17 protein-coding genes are annotated in these 15,159 nt (G+C 66.2%); 5 read left to right on the top strand and 12 right to left on the bottom strand.

Annotated elements, in window-relative coordinates; all coding sequences use genetic code 11:
* Positions 1-15: 15 nt before the first annotated feature.
* The 4 genes from DX03_RS02640 to DX03_RS02625 all read left to right on the top strand — a co-directional run bounded on the left by DX03_RS02640 (position 16) and on the right by DX03_RS02625 (position 4,402).
* Entirely contained in the window at positions 16-1,236 is a 1,221-nt protein-coding gene (locus DX03_RS02640) for an ABC transporter permease (RefSeq protein WP_038686110.1), read from the top strand.
* 1 nt (position 1,237) lies between these two features.
* Positions 1,238-1,639: a PDZ domain-containing protein gene (locus tag DX03_RS02635; protein ID WP_038686108.1), complete on the top strand. Its 402-nt coding sequence runs from the start codon at positions 1,238-1,240 to the stop codon at positions 1,637-1,639.
* A 79-nt stretch (positions 1,640-1,718) separates the two neighbouring features.
* Entirely contained in the window at positions 1,719-3,062 is a 1,344-nt protein-coding gene (locus DX03_RS02630; protein ID WP_038686107.1) for a sigma-54-dependent transcriptional regulator, read from the top strand.
* Positions 3,059-4,402 (top strand): sensor histidine kinase, encoded by a 1,344-nt coding sequence (locus DX03_RS02625; protein WP_038686105.1) that lies wholly within the window; start codon positions 3,059-3,061, stop codon positions 4,400-4,402. The genes DX03_RS02630 and DX03_RS02625 overlap by 4 nt, the downstream gene beginning before the upstream one ends.
* A gap of 205 nt (positions 4,403-4,607) precedes the next feature.
* Here DX03_RS02625 and glmU read toward each other — a convergent pair whose 3' ends face one another.
* A complete protein-coding gene (gene glmU, locus DX03_RS02620) occupies positions 4,608-5,972 on the bottom strand; it encodes a bifunctional UDP-N-acetylglucosamine diphosphorylase/glucosamine-1-phosphate N-acetyltransferase GlmU (RefSeq protein ID WP_038686103.1) in 1,365 nt (454 codons plus the stop codon).
* 86 nt (positions 5,973-6,058) lie between these two features.
* Here glmU and DX03_RS02615 point away from each other — a divergent pair, with 86 nt between their 5' ends.
* The gene (locus DX03_RS02615) at positions 6,059-6,442 is read left to right on the top strand and encodes a GtrA family protein (RefSeq protein WP_038686102.1); all 384 of its coding nucleotides are present in this window, start codon (positions 6,059-6,061) and stop codon (positions 6,440-6,442) included.
* Between the two features lie 50 nt (positions 6,443-6,492).
* On the opposite strand, the gene DX03_RS02610 is transcribed toward DX03_RS02615, so the two are convergent.
* The 11 genes from DX03_RS02610 to DX03_RS02560 all read right to left on the bottom strand — a co-directional run bounded on the left by DX03_RS02610 (position 6,493) and on the right by DX03_RS02560 (position 14,922).
* A complete protein-coding gene (locus tag DX03_RS02610; RefSeq protein ID WP_081797307.1) occupies positions 6,493-6,852 on the bottom strand; it encodes a hypothetical protein in 360 nt (119 codons plus the stop codon).
* Positions 6,853-6,951: 99 nt separating this feature from the next.
* Entirely contained in the window at positions 6,952-7,569 is a 618-nt protein-coding gene (gene aroQ / locus DX03_RS02605; RefSeq protein ID WP_185753451.1) for a gamma subclass chorismate mutase AroQ, read from the bottom strand.
* 157 nt (positions 7,570-7,726) lie between these two features.
* Positions 7,727-8,149, bottom strand: coding sequence for a F0F1 ATP synthase subunit epsilon (locus tag DX03_RS02600; RefSeq protein ID WP_038686101.1), 423 nt, complete (start codon positions 8,147-8,149; stop codon positions 7,727-7,729).
* Positions 8,150-8,261: 112 nt separating this feature from the next.
* On the bottom strand, positions 8,262-9,668 hold the full coding sequence (gene atpD / locus DX03_RS02595) for a F0F1 ATP synthase subunit beta (RefSeq protein ID WP_038686100.1): 1,407 nt from the start codon (positions 9,666-9,668) through the stop codon (positions 8,262-8,264).
* Between the two features lie 37 nt (positions 9,669-9,705).
* Entirely contained in the window at positions 9,706-10,569 is an 864-nt protein-coding gene (gene atpG, locus DX03_RS02590) for a F0F1 ATP synthase subunit gamma (RefSeq protein ID WP_038686099.1), read from the bottom strand.
* An 82-nt stretch (positions 10,570-10,651) separates the two neighbouring features.
* A complete protein-coding gene (gene atpA / locus DX03_RS02585) occupies positions 10,652-12,199 on the bottom strand; it encodes a F0F1 ATP synthase subunit alpha (protein ID WP_038686097.1) in 1,548 nt (515 codons plus the stop codon).
* A 44-nt stretch (positions 12,200-12,243) separates the two neighbouring features.
* Positions 12,244-12,771 (bottom strand): F0F1 ATP synthase subunit delta, encoded by a 528-nt coding sequence (locus DX03_RS02580; protein WP_038686096.1) that lies wholly within the window; start codon positions 12,769-12,771, stop codon positions 12,244-12,246.
* A gap of 3 nt (positions 12,772-12,774) precedes the next feature.
* On the bottom strand, positions 12,775-13,245 hold the full coding sequence (locus DX03_RS02575) for a F0F1 ATP synthase subunit B (RefSeq protein ID WP_038686094.1): 471 nt from the start codon (positions 13,243-13,245) through the stop codon (positions 12,775-12,777).
* 112 nt (positions 13,246-13,357) lie between these two features.
* Positions 13,358-13,660, bottom strand: coding sequence for a F0F1 ATP synthase subunit C (atpE, locus tag DX03_RS02570; RefSeq protein ID WP_038686092.1), 303 nt, complete (start codon positions 13,658-13,660; stop codon positions 13,358-13,360).
* Between the two features lie 67 nt (positions 13,661-13,727).
* On the bottom strand, positions 13,728-14,522 hold the full coding sequence (atpB, locus tag DX03_RS02565; protein ID WP_038686091.1) for a F0F1 ATP synthase subunit A: 795 nt from the start codon (positions 14,520-14,522) through the stop codon (positions 13,728-13,730).
* Between the two features lie 31 nt (positions 14,523-14,553).
* Positions 14,554-14,922: a hypothetical protein gene (locus DX03_RS02560; RefSeq protein ID WP_181394075.1), complete on the bottom strand. Its 369-nt coding sequence runs from the start codon at positions 14,920-14,922 to the stop codon at positions 14,554-14,556.
* Between the last annotated feature and the right edge of the window lie 237 nt (positions 14,923-15,159).

Genomic DNA, 15,159 nt, shown 5'->3' with positions numbered 1-15,159 from the left:
GCACCGGAGCACATCATGGATATCCGTCCCATCCTGTCCACCCTGCGCCGGCACAAGACCGCCGCAGCGTTGATCGTGCTGGAGATCGCGCTTACCTGCGCCATCGTCTGCAACGCGCTGTTCCTGATCGGGCAGCGCATCGACACCATCAGCCAACCCAGCGGCATCGCCGAAAATGAGCTGGTGGAAGTGCGTCTCGGCGGCATCGGCAAGCAGGTCAACGTTGAAGCCCGCACCCGCGAAGACCTGGCCGCGCTGCGCGGGATTCCCGGGGTGAAGAGCGCGGTGGCGATCAACCAGCTGCCGTTCCGCCGCAACTCGTGGAACAGCAGCCTGTCGCGCGTTCCCGACCAGGAACGCCCGACGTTGAGCGCCGCGCAGTACTACGCCCGCGAGGGCACGCTGGACACGCTGGGCGTCGAACTGATCGCCGGCAGCGACTTCCAGCCGGGTGAGTACCGCGAGTACGACGAGGTCGTCAACGATCCCGAATCTGAAACCAAGGGCAGCTCGGTGATCCTGACCAAGTCCGCCGCCGACAAGCTCTTCCCCGACGGCGATGCACTGGGCAAGACGGTGTACAGCGGCCGCATGCCGCTGCGCGTGACCGGCGTGGTCAAGGTGCTGGGTCGCCCCAGCCGGGTCGAGGGCAATACGCAGCACTCGATGGTGCTGCCGATCCGCATGTCCTACGACATGGGCTTCTACCTGATCCGGGTTACCGACCCGTCGCGCCGCGATGAAGTGCTCAAGGCCGCCGTGACCGCACTTGAACGGGTGGATTCCAGCCGCCTGGTGCGGGCCAAGGTCACCTACGAGGAAACCCGCAACAAGTACTTCGCCAATGACCGCGCGATGGTCGGCCTGTTGATCACCGTGTGCGTGGCCCTGCTGGTGGTCACTGCGCTGGGCATCGTCGGCCTGGCCAGCTTCTGGGTGCAGCAGCGCACCAAGCAGATCGGCATCCGCCGTGCACTCGGCGCCACGCGGGGGCAGATCCTGCGCTACTTCCAGACCGAGAACTTCCTGCTGGCCACGGTGGGCATCGTGCTGGGCATGTTGATGGCCTACACCATCAACCTGTGGCTGATGAACACCTACGAGCTGCCGCGCATGCCCATCAGCTACCTGCCGATCGGCGCGGTGCTGCTGTGGCTGCTGGGCCAGATCGCGGTGTTCGGCCCGGCCCGCCGCGCCGCCGCCGTGGCGCCGGCCATCGCCACCCGGAGCGCCTGACATGCGCCTGCCTGCCCCTTCCCTGGCGCTGTGCCTGCTGCTGGCCAGCGCCCCGGCACTGTCGGCCACCCACCGCGAGTCATCGCGGCTGGACTGGCGCGAAGACGGCCATCACCTGGCACTGGATGCCGAACAGAGCGTGGTGCGCGTGCGCAACGCCACGCCAGCCGGGCATTTCGGCGTGCGTGCCGGCGACCGCGTGCTGCGGGTGGGCACGCAGCCGGTGCGCAGCGTGGATGACCTGACCACCGCCCTGGGCCGCAGCGGCCCGGGCTCGGTGCCGGTGACCGTGCAGCGCGACGGCCGCGAACAGACCGTGCAGGTGGCCACCGCCGCGTGGCGCGGGGTGCTGCCCCCGCCGGCCCCTGCACCGCCACCACCGCCACCACCACCGCGGCGGTAGCCGGGACGGCGCCGGCGGCCCTGCCCGCCGGCGCCGTGCTCCGGTACTCTCTGTCCTTCTCCCGGTGCCCTGTCGACGCATGCCTTCGATCCTGATCATTGATGACAACGCCAGCGTCGGCACCGCACTGGAAGTGCTGTTCTCGCTGCACGATATCGACGCGTTGCACGCGCTGTCGCCCGAGGCCGGGCTGGCGCTGCTGGAACAACAGCCGGTGGACCTGGTGATCCAGGACATGAATTTCACCGAAGACACCACCTCCGGCGAGGAAGGCGAAGCGCTGTTCCAGCAGATCCGCGCACGCCACCCCGACCTGCCGGTGATCCTGCTGACCGCCTGGACCCACCTCAGCAGCGCGGTGGACCTGGTGCGTGCCGGCGCGGCCGACTACCTGGCCAAACCATGGGACGACCGCAAACTGCTGGTCACGGTGAACAACCTGCTGGAGCTGTCCGAAACGCGTCGCGAGCTGGACCGCCGGCGCGACCGCGAGCAGCGCGACCGCACGGCGCTGGAAGCACGCTATGACCTGCGCGGCGCAGTGGTCGCCGACCCCGCCAGCGAGCGGGTGGTGAACCTGGCCTGCCAGGTCGCACGTTCGGCGCTGCCGGTGTTGATCACCGGTCCCAACGGCGCCGGCAAGGAAAAGATCGCCGAGATCATCCAGGCCAACTCGCTGGTGGCCAAGGGCCCGTTCGTGGCGCTCAACTGTGGCGCCATTCCGGCCGAGCTGATCGAAGCCGAACTGTTCGGCAGCGAGGCCGGTGCCTACACCGGCGCCAACAAGGCCCGCGAAGGCAAATTCGAAGCCGCCGATGGCGGCACGCTGTTCCTCGACGAGATCGGTAACCTGTCACTGGGCGGACAGATGAAACTGCTGCGCGTGCTGGAAACCGGGCGTTTCGAGCGCCTGGGCTCCAACCGCGAACGCCAGGTCAAGGTGCGCGTGGTCAGTGCCACCAACGCCGACCTGCCCGCGATGATCCGCGACGGCAGCTTCCGCGAAGACCTTTACTACCGCCTCAATACCGTTGAACTGGCGCTGCCCCCGCTGGCCGAGCGCCCGGGCGACATCCTGCCGCTGGCAGAACGCTTCCTCAGTGGCGGCAAGGCGTTGTCCAGTGCGGCCGCCACGGCACTGCAGCGCCACCCCTGGCCGGGCAACGTGCGCGAGCTGCGCAACGTCATCCAGCGCGCCGAACTGCTGGCCCAGGGCGCGCGCATCGAAGTGGCCGACCTCAACCTGCCGCGGGCGCCGGCAGCGGCGCGGCCCACCGCACCGAGCGCCGATCCGGATCGCAGCCGCATCGAAGCGGCGCTGGCCCACAACCACGGCATCATCGCCCAGGCGGCCGCCGAGCTGGGCCTGAGCCGCCAGGCGCTGTACCGGCGCATGGATCGCCACGGCATCCCGCGCGAATGACACGCCGCTCCTTCACCTTCCGGCTGTTCCTGCGCCTGCTGCCGGTGCTGGCGCTGGCCGCTGCGTTTCCCTGGTACCTGGCGTTCTGGCTGGACCATGGGTGGGCGGTCAGCGTGGTGTCGATCATCGTGCTGCTGTCGGTGATGTGGTTCAGCCTGCGCCGCGCCACCGCGCCGGTGCGTTCGCTGCTGCGGGCGTTGTCGGGCACCACCAGCAGCTACCGCGACGGCGAATACAATTTTTCGGTGTACTGGCCGGGCGACGACGAACTGGGTGACCTGGTGCAGGCGCACCGCGAGCTGGGCGACGTGCTGCGCGAACAGCGCCAGGGGCTGGTGCAACGGGAACTGCTGCTGGACACCATGGTGCAGAACACGCCGGTGTCGATGCTGCTGCTGGCCAACGGCGGCGACGGCATCCAGCGCGTGGTGTTCTCCAACCTGGCCGCGCGCAAGCTGCTGCACAACGGCTGGAAGCTGGAAGGCCAGCGCATGCAGGACGTGCTGGAAACGATGCCGGTGGAACTGCGCGATGCGATCGTGCGCGGCGGCGACAGCCTGTTCGCGGTTCGCCAGGACGACAGCGACGATGAAGAAGACGAGCAGGTGTACCACCTGTCGCGGCGCAACTTCCATCTCAACGGCCGCCCGCACGACCTGCTGCTGATCCGCCTGCTCACCGCCGAGCTGCGCCGCCAGGAAGTGCAGACCTGGAAGAAGGTGATCCGGGTGATCAGCCACGAGCTCAACAACTCGCTGGCGCCGATCGCTTCGCTGGCCCATTCCGGCGGCGAGCTGGTGCGGCGTGGCAAGACCGAGCGGCTGGAAGAAGTGTTCGCCACCATCGAGGAGCGGGCGCGCCATCTGGAAGGCTTCATCCGCGGCTATGCGCGCTTTGCCAAGCTGCCGCAGCCGCAGCTGCAGAACGTGCAGTGGATTCAGTTCCTGACCAGCCTGCAGCACCAGATTCCATTCCGCATGCAGGGCATCGGCGACGACCTGCACAGCCGGGTGGATATCGCCCAGCTTGGCCAGGCGCTGCTGAACCTGCTGAAGAACGCACATGAAGCGGGCGGCGATGCCGAGCCGCCCAATGATGATGTCGAGGTCCGCCTGACCCGCCTGCCGCAGTGGCTGCGCCTGGAAGTGCTGGACCGCGGCAAGGGCATGAATGAAGCCGTGCTGCAGAACGCGTTGATGCCGTTCTACTCGACCAAGCGCAACGGCACCGGGTTGGGGTTGGCGCTTACCCGGGAAATCGTGGAAGCGCACGGCGGTCGGATTTCGCTGCAGAACCGCCGCGAAGGCGGGTTGTGCGTGGCGATTTTTTTGCCCGTTTGATCGGGTTGCCGGGCAGAGCCCGGCATTACGGGGGCGTTGGCATCGTCGGGTTGCCGGCCAGCGGCCGGCACTACCGGGATCGCTTGGTTGCCGGCCAGCGGCCGGCACTACCTGGATCGCCTGGTTGCCGGCCAGCGGCCGGCACTACCCGGATCGCCTGGTTGCCGGCCAGCGGCCGGCATTACCGGGTGCGCGATGGCGCGTGTCAGCGCTTGGTGGGGCGCTTCCAGCCGTCGATGGTTTCCTGGCGTGCGCGGGCCAGGGTGAGCTTGCCGTCGGGGGCGGTGCGGGTGATGACCGAGCCGGCGGCAATGGTGGCGCCTGCGCCGATCACCACCGGGGCCACCAGCGCGCTGTTGGAGCCGATGAAGGCGTTGTCGCCGATGGTGGTCTGCGACTTGTTCACCCCGTCGTAGTTGCAGGTGATGGTGCCCGCACCGATGTTGACCTTGGCCCCGATCACCGCGTCGCCCAGGTAGGTGAGGTGGTTGGCCTTGCTGCCCGGTCCCAGCGTGACCTTCTTGGTTTCCACGAAGTTGCCCACGTGGCTGCCGGCGGCCAGCACCGTGCCCGGGCGCAGGCGTGCGAACGGCCCGATGTCCGCCGCGCCTTCGCTGACCACGCCGTCGAGGTCGCAATGCGCCTTGACCACGGTGCCCGCGGCCAGCGACACGTCCTTGAGCCGGGTGAACGGCCCGATGCTGACGCCGTCGCCCAGTTCGACCCGACCTTCCAGGATCACGTTGACGTCGATCTGCACGTCGCGCCCGACGCTGACCGTGCCGCGGATGTCCAGGCGCGCCGGGTCCAGCACCCGCGCGCCCTGCGTGCACAGCGCCCGGACCGCGCGCAGCTGCCACGCGCGTTCCAGCTGCGCCAGCTGCCACGGGTCGTTGGCACCCTCGGCTTCCTGCGCGTCCTCGACGAACGCCATGTCGGCCGGGGTGTAGTCATGCGCGGCGGCGGCGAACACGTCGGTCAGGTAGTACTCGCCCTGCGCGTTGGCATTGGACAGCTGCGACAGCCAGGTGCGCAGCGCCGTGGACTCGGCGGTGATGATGCCGGTGTTGATGGTGCGGATGGCCAGCTGCTCGTCGCTGGCGTCCTTCTGCTCCACGATCGCCGCGACCCGGCCCTCGGCATTGCGCACGATGCGGCCGTAACCGGTGGGGTTGGCCACTTCAGCCACCAGCACCGCCAGCCGGCCCGGCTGCGCCAGCAGGTGGCGCAGGGTGTCGGTACGGATCATCGGCACGTCGCCGTACAGCACCAGCACGGTGGCCGCGTCGGGCACGTTCGGCATGGCCTGCTGTACCGCATGGCCGGTGCCCAGCTGTTCGCGCTGTTCGGCCCAGAGCAGGTCGGTCTGGCTGGCGAAGGCCTCGCGCACCGCATCGCCACCGTGGCCATACACGACATGGATGGCGGCGGGCTGCAGGTCGCGGGCGGCATCGATCACGTGGGCCAGCATCGGGCGGCCGGCAATCGGCTGCAGCACCTTGGGCAGGTCGGATTTCATGCGCTTGCCAGCGCCGGCGGCGAGGATGATGACGTGCAGGGCTTGGGTCATGGGGCAGCGTGTGTGGGCGGTAGTGGCTGCGATTCTAGAACGCGGACAGTTAACATGCTGCGTTTCCGCACCGGTATCGCCGTCCCGTGAGTCTGATCCGCCAAGGCAGCCGCTTCATCCTGATCGGCCTGGTGCAGTTGGTCGTGGACTGGGCGGTGTTCGTCGGTGCCACGGCATTGGGCGTGCCGACCGTGCCGGCCAACGTGCTGGGCCGGGTATGCGGGATGCTGCTGGGGTTCTGGCTCAACGGTCGCTATACGTTCGCTGCCGACGGCGACCACCGCCTCGGTTGGGCGCGGTTCGCACGGTTCCTGGCGCTGTGGCTGCTGTTGACCGTGGTCAGTACGCTGTTGGTGAGCACGACGGCGCACCACCTTGGCCTGGCCTATGCCTGGCTGGCCAAACCGGTCGTCGAAGGCGGTCTGGCCGCCGTCTCGTTCCTGCTGTTGCGGCGCTTCGTCTACCGCTGAGCGGCCGGCGCAGGAACCGGGCACCGGTGCGGTGCCCGGCCGGGGTCACCTTATTCGCACTTCAGCGCGCTGACCACCTGGGCGAACTGGTCGTTGGCCGACTTGCAGCCGGCTTCCAGCGCGGTCTTGTCCTGCATGGTGGCCCACTGGGCCTTGGCCTGGTCCACGCCCTGCTGGAAGGCAGCGGCCGTCTGCGGGTTGGACTTGTCGAAGCAGGCCTTGGCGCGGGTCAGGTAGGCCTCGCAGGCCTGCGGCAGGCCCGCGCCGATGCCGGCGTCAGCAACCGGGGCAGCGGTGGTCGGCGCAGCCGCCGCCGGGGTCGGGGTGGCCGGCGCGGCTGCGTCGTCCTTCTTGCCACACGCCACCAGGCCGGTGAGGGCCACTGCGAGAATCAATGCGTTCTTGAACATGGTCATTCCTTGATTGAACGGTCAGGGGTTTCGAATGCCTGCATGACAGTCTCCGGCCGCGCACGTCCGGGTGCATGTCTGGCAGGTGCACTTCTAGCATCAATGCCCGGCGGCGTCATTCTGCGCCGCACCGGCTGCGCCCCCGGCTGGCACCCCGTCGTGCGGGCAGAAGCCCAGCGTGGCCCGCACCAGGGCAATGCGCGTAGCGTCATCCAGCGGCTCGCTCTGCGTGCCCTGCCGGGCGATGGCCCGCGCCAGCTGGCGCGGGCAGTCCGGGGCGGACCGCACATCGTCCAACTGCGCCCAGTGTGAGAGCAGGCGCTCATCGAGGGTATCGATGCGTTCGCGAATGGCGTCCAGCGACGGCGGCGGCGAGGGCGTCCTGCCCAGCAGGAAATGCTGGATATCGACGTGCTGCAGCAACTTGTTGGCCTCGATCAGCTGGCGGTAGGCGGCCTCCACCGCGTCCGGGTCCAGTCCCAGCTGCACGGCGCGGTCGCGCTTTCCGGCGAGCACGGCTGCCTCGCGCTGCGGGTCTTCGATCGGGCGTCCGGCAACAAACTTGTAGGCCGCCACGTCGTGGGCGATCGCGTTGCGCGCCGCCACCCGTTGTACCCAGACGCCCAGGCTGTCCAACGGCGCGAGCGCGGATACGCGGGCAGACAGCAGCAGGCTGCAAAGGACCGCAATGACCAGCGGGGTGCGTGCAGGATTCATCATAAGGACTCTGGCAAAGGATGCCGCCGATTCTGCCCGCCCTGCCCGCGCGCCGATGCCGTGTCGATCACAGTCCGGGCCATCGGGTCGCCCGCTGGCCCAGATACGACAACGCCGGCACAAGGCCGGCGCGGTCGAACACCAGCAGGCGAGCTGCTTAGTGCTTGAGCGTCTTGCGCAGGCGCTCCAGCGCCTGCAGCTGGACCACCGCTTCGGCCAGCTTCTGCTGGGCTTCGGCGACGTCCATGGCTTCGCCACGGTTGGCCAGCACGCGTTCGGCTTCTTCCTTGGCCTTGCGCACCGACGCTTCGTCGATGTCCTGGGCACGGATCGCGGTGTCGGCCAGCACGGTAACCACCTGCGGCTGCACCTCGAGGATGCCGCCGGAAATGGCGAAGTCGAGCTGCTCGCCGTTCGGCGTGGTCACTACCACCTTGCCCGGCTTCAGGCGGGTGATCAGCGGGGCATGCTTGGGCGCAATGCCCAGCTCGCCCAGCTCGCCGGTGGCCACGACCAGGGTCGCTTCACCACGGAAGATTTCCTGCTCGGCGCTGACGATGTCGCAACGGATGGTGCTCATGTAACTCTCTTCGCTAGGGGGCGGGTGTGACCCACCGCAGGGATTCCGCAGCGGTGGGCAGATGCCCACCCCGTGTCACGGTCGGGACGGGCGTGTGCCCGTCCCCGCCGCCTCAGGCCTTCTCGGCCATCTTCTTGGCCTTCTCGACCGCTTCTTCGATGCTGCCGACCATGTAGAACGCCTGCTCCGGCAGGTGATCGTACTCGCCATCGACGATGGCCTTGAAGCCACGGATGGTGTCCTTCAGGGTCACGTACTTGCCCGGCGAGCCGGTGAACACTTCGGCCACGTGGAACGGCTGGCTGAAGAAGCGCTCGATCTTGCGGGCGCGGGTCACGGCCTGCTTGTCTTCTTCGGACAGTTCGTCCATGCCCAGGATGGCGATGATGTCCTTCAGTTCCTTGTACTTCTGCAAGGTCTGCTGGACGCGCTGGGCGGTGTCGTAGTGTTCGTTGCCGATGACCAGCGGGTCCATCTGGCGGCTGGTCGAATCCAGCGGATCCACGGCCGGGTAGATACCCAGCGAGGCGATCGAACGCGACAGGGTCACGGTCGAATCCAGGTGGGCGAAGGTGGTGGCCGGCGACGGATCGGTCAAGTCATCGGCGGGCACGTACACGGCCTGGATCGAGGTGATCGAGCCATTCTTGGTCGAGGTGATGCGCTCCTGCAGGACGCCCATTTCCTCGGCCAGGGTCGGCTGGTAGCCCACTGCCGACGGCATACGACCCAGCAGTGCCGACACTTCGGTACCGGCCAGGGTGTAGCGGTAGATGTTGTCGACGAACAGCAGCACGTCCTTGCCCTTGCCGTTCTCGTCCTTCTCGTCGCGGAAGTACTCGGCCATGGTCAGGCCGGTCAGCGCGACGCGCAGGCGGTTGCCCGGCGGCTCGTTCATCTGGCCGTACACCATCGCGACCTTGTCCAGGACGTTGGAGTCCTTCATCTCGTGGTAGAAGTCGTTGCCCTCACGGGTACGCTCACCCACGCCGGCGAACACGGACAGGCCGCTGTGCGCCTTGGCGATGTTGTTGATCAGTTCCATCATGTTGACGGTCTTGCCGACGCCGGCGCCGCCGAACAGGCCGACCTTGCCGCCCTTGGCGAACGGGCACATCAGGTCGATGACCTTGATGCCGGTTTCCAGCAGCTCGGTGGCCGGGGACTGGTCTTCGTACGACGGGGCTTCACGGTGGATTTCCCACGTGTCGCTGGCGGTCACCGGACCGGCTTCGTCGATCGGACGACCCAGCACGTCCATGATGCGGCCCAGGGTGCCTGCACCGACCGGCACCGAGATGGCGCGTTCGGTGTTGGTGGCCACCAGGTTGCGCTTCAGGCCGTCGGTGGAGCCCAGCGCGATGCAACGGACCACGCCGTCGCCCAGCTGCTGCTGCACTTCCAGCGTGATTTCGGTGTTGTCCACCTTCAGCGCGTGGTACACCTTCGGCACCGACTCGCGGGGGAATTCGACGTCGACGACGGCGCCGATGATCTGAACGATCTTGCCCTGACTCATTGCTGCAATCCTCTAATGTGTGCTTTGACTGTGCGCGTCAGACTGCTGCCGCGCCGCCGACGATTTCGGAAATTTCCTGGGTGATCGCTGCCTGGCGGGCCTTGTTGTAGACCAGCTGCAGGGTTCCGATCAGCTTGTTCGCGTTGTCGCTTGCCGACTTCATCGCGACCATGCGGGCTGCATGCTCGGACGCGACGTTTTCCAGAACCGCCTGGTACACCAGCGACTCGACGTAACGCGTCATCACGTGCTCCAGCACGGTCGCGGCGTCGGGTTCGTACAGGTAGTCCCAGTCGTGGTGCGCGACCTGCTTCTCAGCGGCCGGCAACGGCAGCAGCTGGTCGAAGCTGGCCTTCTGCGTCATCGTGTTGATGAAGCGGTTGTAGACCAGGTACACGCGGTCGACCTTGCCTTCGGTGAAGGCATCGAGCATGACCTTGATCACGCCGATCAGCTGTTCCAGGTGCGGCACGTCGCCCATGTGGGTGACGCTGCCGACCATGTTGACCTTGATGCGGCGGAAGAAGGTCGAGGCCTTCTGGCCCACCGTCACCACGTCGATCTCGGCACCCTTGTCCTGGTACTGGCGGACTTCGCCCAGCATCTTGCGGAACAGGTTGTTGTTCAGGCCGCCGGCCAGGCCGCGGTCGGAGGAGATCACGATGTAACCGACCCGCTTCACCTCGTCACGCTGGACCAGGAACGGATGCTGGTAATCGGTGCTGGCCTGGGCCAGGTGACCGATCACCTGCTTCATCGCCTGCGCATACGGACGCGACGTCTTCATCCGCTCCTGCGCCTTGCGGATTTTGGAGGCCGAGACCATTTCGAGCGCGCGCGTCACCTTGCGGGTGTTCTGCACGCTCTTGATCTTGGTTTTGATTTCGCGTCCGCTTGCCATCTCTTCTTCCCGTATAGCGGGGCTCTGCCCCGCTGCCATTCAACGGTGAAGCGAGGCCGTCAGGCCCCGCCACACATGCGGCTTACCAGCTGCCGGTGGTCTTGAACTCGGCGATGCCCTTCTTGAAGGCCGCTTCGATGTCGTTGTCCCAACCGCCGGTGGCGTTGATCTTGCTGATCAGCTCGCCCTGGGTGTTGGCGAAGTGGGCGTGCAGGCCCTCTTCCAGTGCCAGCAGCTTGTTGACCGGCACGTCGTCGAGGTAACCCTCGTTGACGGCGTAGATGGTCAGCGCCTGGTTGGCGATCGACATCGGGGCGTACTGCTTCTGCTTCATCAGCTCGGTGACGCGCTGACCGCGCTCAAGCTGCTTGCGGGTGGCTTCGTCCAGGTCCGAGGCGAACTGCGCGAACGCAGCCAGCTCGCGGTACTGGGCCAGCGAGATACGGATGCCGCCGGACAGCTTCTTGATGATCTTGGTCTGGGCCGCACCACCGACGCGCGACACCGAAATACCGGCGTTCACGGCCGGGCGGATGCCCGAGTTGAACAGATCGGTTTCCAGGAAGATCTGGCCGTCGGTGATCGAGATCACGTTGGTCGGCACGAACGCCGAGACGTCACCGGCCTGGGTTTCGATGATCGGCAGCGCGGTGAGCGAGCCGGTCTTGCCCTTGACGGCGCCGTTGGTGAACTTCTCCACATACTCTTCGGACACGCGGGCAGCGCGCTCGAGCAGGCGGGAGTGCAGGTAGAACACGTCACCCGGGTAGGCTTCGCGGCCCGGCGGACGCTTCAGCAGCAGCGAGATCTGGCGGTAGGCCACGGCCTGCTTGGACAGATCGTCGTACACGATCAGCGCGTCTTCGCCGCGGTCCATGAAGTACTCACCCATGGTGCAGCCCGAGTAGGCGCTGATGTACTGCATCGCGGCCGATTCGGACGCGGTGGCAGCCACCACCACGGTGTGCGCCAGGGCGCCGTTCTCTTCCAGCTTGCGCACGATGTTGGCCACGGTCGAGGCCTTCTGGCCGATCGCGACGTACACGCACTTGATGCCGGTGCTTTTCTGGTTGATCACCGCATCGATGGCCAGGGCGGTCTTGCCGGTCTGGCGGTCACCGATGACCAGCTCGCGCTGGCCGCGGCCGATCGGAATCATGGAGTCGACCGACTTGTAACCGGTCTGCACCGGCTGGTCGACCGACTTGCGCCAGATCACGCCCGGGGCAACGCGCTCCACCGGCGCGGTGGCCTGTGCAGCGATCGGGCCCTTGCCGTCGATCGGCTCGCCCAGCGCGTTGACCACGCGGCCGAGCATTTCCGGACCCACCGGCACTTCCAGGATACGACCGGTGGTCTTGGCGACGTCGCCTTCGCGCAGGTGCTCATAGCCACCCAGGACCACGGCGCCGACCGAGTCGCGCTCCAGGTTCAGGGCCAGGGCGAAGGTGTTGTTCGGCAGTTCGATCATTTCGCCCTGCATCACGTCGGCCAGACCGAAGATGCGCACGATGCCGTCGGACACGCTGGTCACGGTGCCTTCGTTGCGCGATTCCGCGGCCAGCTTGACCTTCTCGATGCGGTTCTTGATCAGTTCGCTGATTTCGGAGGGGTTGAGCGTGGTTGCCATCGTCAAGTCCTAGTGCCGGCGATCACGCCGGACGTTAAATGAATTCAGTTAGCGAGCGCGGTCTGCAGGCGCGACAGCTTGCCCTTGAGCGAGCCATCGATGACCACGTCGCCGGCGTCGATGACGGCACCGCCGATCAACGAAGCATCGACTGCGGTCGAGACGTCCACTTCACGACCGAAGCGCTTGCGCAGCGCGGCCTTGATGGCGTCCAGTTCAGCGGCGGACAGTTCCGTGGCCGAGGTCACGGTGGCCTTGACCACGTGTTCGGCGTCGGCGCGCAGCTGGTCGTACATACCGGCGATTTCCGGCAGCAGCGGCAGACGGTGCGCTTCGGCCAGGATGGACAGGAAGCGACCGAAGGTCTCGCTGGACGATTCCGGCACCAGCAACGCGACGGCATCGCCGCGGTCCAGTTCCGGATTCGACAGCAAGGCCGCCACGCGTGGGTCGGCGGCTACATGGGCGGAGAACGCAAGCGCGTCCGACCACGGCGCGAACGTGCCTTCGTCGCGCGCGGTCGCGAACGCGGCGCGGGCATACGGGCGTGCAAGCGTGAGGGCCTGGCTCATCGATCAGATCTCCGATGCCAGCTCGTCGAGCAGCGCCTTGTGGGCGTTGGCGTCGATTTCGCGCTTGAGCAGCTTTTCGGCACCGCTCACGGCCAGTGCGGATACCTGCTTGCGCAGATCTTCACGGGCACGGTTGGCGGCAGCCTCGATTTCAGCGTGGGCCAGATCTTTCTGGCGGTTCGCTTCGGCGATGGCTTCATTCTTGGCGGCTTCAACGATCTGGTTGGCGCGCGCGTGGGCCTGGTCGATGATCTCGTTGGCCTTGCCGCGTGCATCCTTCAGTGCTTCGTTGACCTTTTCCTGCGCCTGGGCCAGATCCTTCTGGCTGCGGTCAGCAGCGGCGAGGCCTTCAGCGATCTTCTGCTGGCGCTCTTCGATGGCGTTCATCAACGGCGGCCAGATCTTGGTCGCGATGATCCAGATCAGACCGGCGAAAGCCAGTGCCTGGGCAACGAGGGTAAAACCGATATCCATGGGGTTCGCTCAATCTGGGGTGATGGGGTGGTTGCGCCGCCCAAGGCGGCGCAGCCTTTCCTTCATCCGCGATCAGGCGCACACGGCGCCTGATCGTTTCGCTTTCGCTGGATCAGCCTGCAACGGCCGGCAGACGGGCAACGAACTCGCCGATGGTCGGGTTGGCGAAGGCCAGCAGCAGGCCGACGGCGACCGAGATGATGAACGCGGCGTCGATCAGGCCGGCGGTGATGAACATGCGGACCTGCAGGACCGGAATCAGTTCCGGCTGGCGGGCAGCCGATTCCAGGAACTTACCGGACATGATGGCCAGACCAAGACCGGCACCGAGCGCGGCCAGGCCGATCATGATGCCGACGGCGAGGACGGTGGAGCTCTGGACTTGGGCGAGGTTGGTCAGGACGGCGAGGTACATGGTTTTCTCCTGGAACTTTGAATAGCTAAGGGTTTAGAAACAAACGGATGAAGGGTGAAGCGAAAACTCAGTGAGCGTCTTCCGACAGGCTCAGGTACACGATGGACAACATCATGAAGATGAAGGCCTGCAGCGGAATCACCAGCAGATGGAACAGCATCCAGCCCAGGCCGAATGCACCGCCTGCGATGGCGCCGGCGATACCCGCGCTGCCCAGCACCCAGATCAGCAGGAAGACGATTTCGCCGCCGAACATGTTGCCGAACAGTCGCATCGCCAGCGAGATCGGCTTGCTGAGCCACTCGACGATGTTGAGGATCAGGTTGAACGGCATCATCCACTTGCCGAACGGTGCGGTCAGGAATTCCTTGGTGAAGCCACCAATACCCTTGGCACGCAACGCGAAGAACAGCATCAGGAAGAACACGCTGATCGACATGCCCAGGGTGGCATTGACGTCGGCGGTGGGGACCGGCTTCCAGTACGGCACGCCGAGGGCTTCCAGCGGCAGGGCGATGAAGTCGGCCGGGATCATCTTGATGAGGTTCATCAGGAGGATCCAGAAGAAGATCGTGATGGCGATCGGGGTCACCAGCTTGCTGGTGCCGTGGTAGGTGTCCTTGGCCTGGCGGTCAACGAACTCCAGGCAGATCTCCACGAACGCCTGCCACTTGCCCGGCACGCCGGCGGTGGCCTTGCGGGTTGCCATCCAGAAGCCGAACACCATCAACAGGCCCATCAGGACCGAAGTCACCATGGTGTCGACGTGGATCGCCCAGAAACCACCTTCCTGCATATGGAACGTCAGGTTGTGCAGGTGATGTTGGATGTAGGAGGTGGGTGTCAGCGCCTCGCCTGCCATGTGTCCGGAACCTTGAGTTAAATAAAGGGGATCAGCGCCTGGCCAGAGCCAGGACCTGGAACATCAACCCGACGGCGATACCGGCCAACAGCGCCAATGCAGGCAGCTTGAAGACCAGGAACCCCACCATCAGGACACCGAAAACGAGTACCCACTTTGCCACCACGGCCAGGATCAGGCGGGTCATTGCCGATCCAGCCGCCTGCACCCCGCCACCCAACGCCATGCGCGCCGCGACCCAGCCACCGGCCGACACCGCCACACCCGATGCCAGCGCCCCCAGGGCGTACATCGTTCCTGCCAGCAGCAGGAAGGCCAGAGCCAGGACAGCCACTGCAGCCAGCGGGTAAACCGCTGCGCGCAGCATCAGTCGCCGACCCGAATCAACGGAGTTCAGCACACGTATGTCCTGCAAGATCTTGAGTAGAAAGGCCGAGGTCGCAAGCAAGCGCCCCGTCGAGCCGCCAAATTATAGCAACGGGACAATTTGCGAGACAACCGCCCCCTGTTCATCCCGGATAGCCGCAAGTTGCTGCATCGCCACAGATTTTGCGTTCCACCGGCGGGCTAATCCCGGCCTGACTGGCTCTACGCCTGTTGCGACGCACCAATTGAACTTTGGTCGCAGCCTCCTGTC

This window comes from Stenotrophomonas rhizophila, from assembly GCF_000661955.1.
In the GTDB taxonomy this organism is placed as follows: domain Bacteria; phylum Pseudomonadota; class Gammaproteobacteria; order Xanthomonadales; family Xanthomonadaceae; genus Stenotrophomonas; species Stenotrophomonas rhizophila.
This window is presented reverse-complemented; position numbering and strand designations above follow the sequence as displayed.

Coding starts and splice junctions, on each gene's coding strand:
- DX03_RS02640 (WP_038686110.1), top strand. CDS start 16: ATGGATATCCGTCCCATCCTGTCCACCCTGCGCCGGCACAAGACCGCC.
- DX03_RS02635 (WP_038686108.1), top strand. CDS start 1,238: ATGCGCCTGCCTGCCCCTTCCCTGGCGCTGTGCCTGCTGCTGGCCAGC.
- DX03_RS02630 (WP_038686107.1), top strand. CDS start 1,719: ATGCCTTCGATCCTGATCATTGATGACAACGCCAGCGTCGGCACCGCA.
- DX03_RS02625 (WP_038686105.1), top strand. CDS start 3,059: ATGACACGCCGCTCCTTCACCTTCCGGCTGTTCCTGCGCCTGCTGCCG.
- glmU (WP_038686103.1), bottom strand. CDS start 5,972: ATGACCCAAGCCCTGCACGTCATCATCCTCGCCGCCGGCGCTGGCAAG.
- DX03_RS02610 (WP_081797307.1), bottom strand. CDS start 6,852: ATGTTCAAGAACGCATTGATTCTCGCAGTGGCCCTCACCGGCCTGGTG.
- aroQ (WP_185753451.1), bottom strand. CDS start 7,569: ATGAATCCTGCACGCACCCCGCTGGTCATTGCGGTCCTTTGCAGCCTG.
- DX03_RS02600 (WP_038686101.1), bottom strand. CDS start 8,149: ATGAGCACCATCCGTTGCGACATCGTCAGCGCCGAGCAGGAAATCTTC.
- atpD (WP_038686100.1), bottom strand. CDS start 9,668: ATGAGTCAGGGCAAGATCGTTCAGATCATCGGCGCCGTCGTCGACGTC.
- atpG (WP_038686099.1), bottom strand. CDS start 10,569: ATGGCAAGCGGACGCGAAATCAAAACCAAGATCAAGAGCGTGCAGAAC.
- atpA (WP_038686097.1), bottom strand. CDS start 12,199: ATGGCAACCACGCTCAACCCCTCCGAAATCAGCGAACTGATCAAGAAC.
- DX03_RS02580 (WP_038686096.1), bottom strand. CDS start 12,771: ATGAGCCAGGCCCTCACGCTTGCACGCCCGTATGCCCGCGCCGCGTTC.
- DX03_RS02575 (WP_038686094.1), bottom strand. CDS start 13,245: ATGGATATCGGTTTTACCCTCGTTGCCCAGGCACTGGCTTTCGCCGGT.
- atpE (WP_038686092.1), bottom strand. CDS start 13,660: ATGTACCTCGCCGTCCTGACCAACCTCGCCCAAGTCCAGAGCTCCACC.
- atpB (WP_038686091.1), bottom strand. CDS start 14,522: ATGGCAGGCGAGGCGCTGACACCCACCTCCTACATCCAACATCACCTG.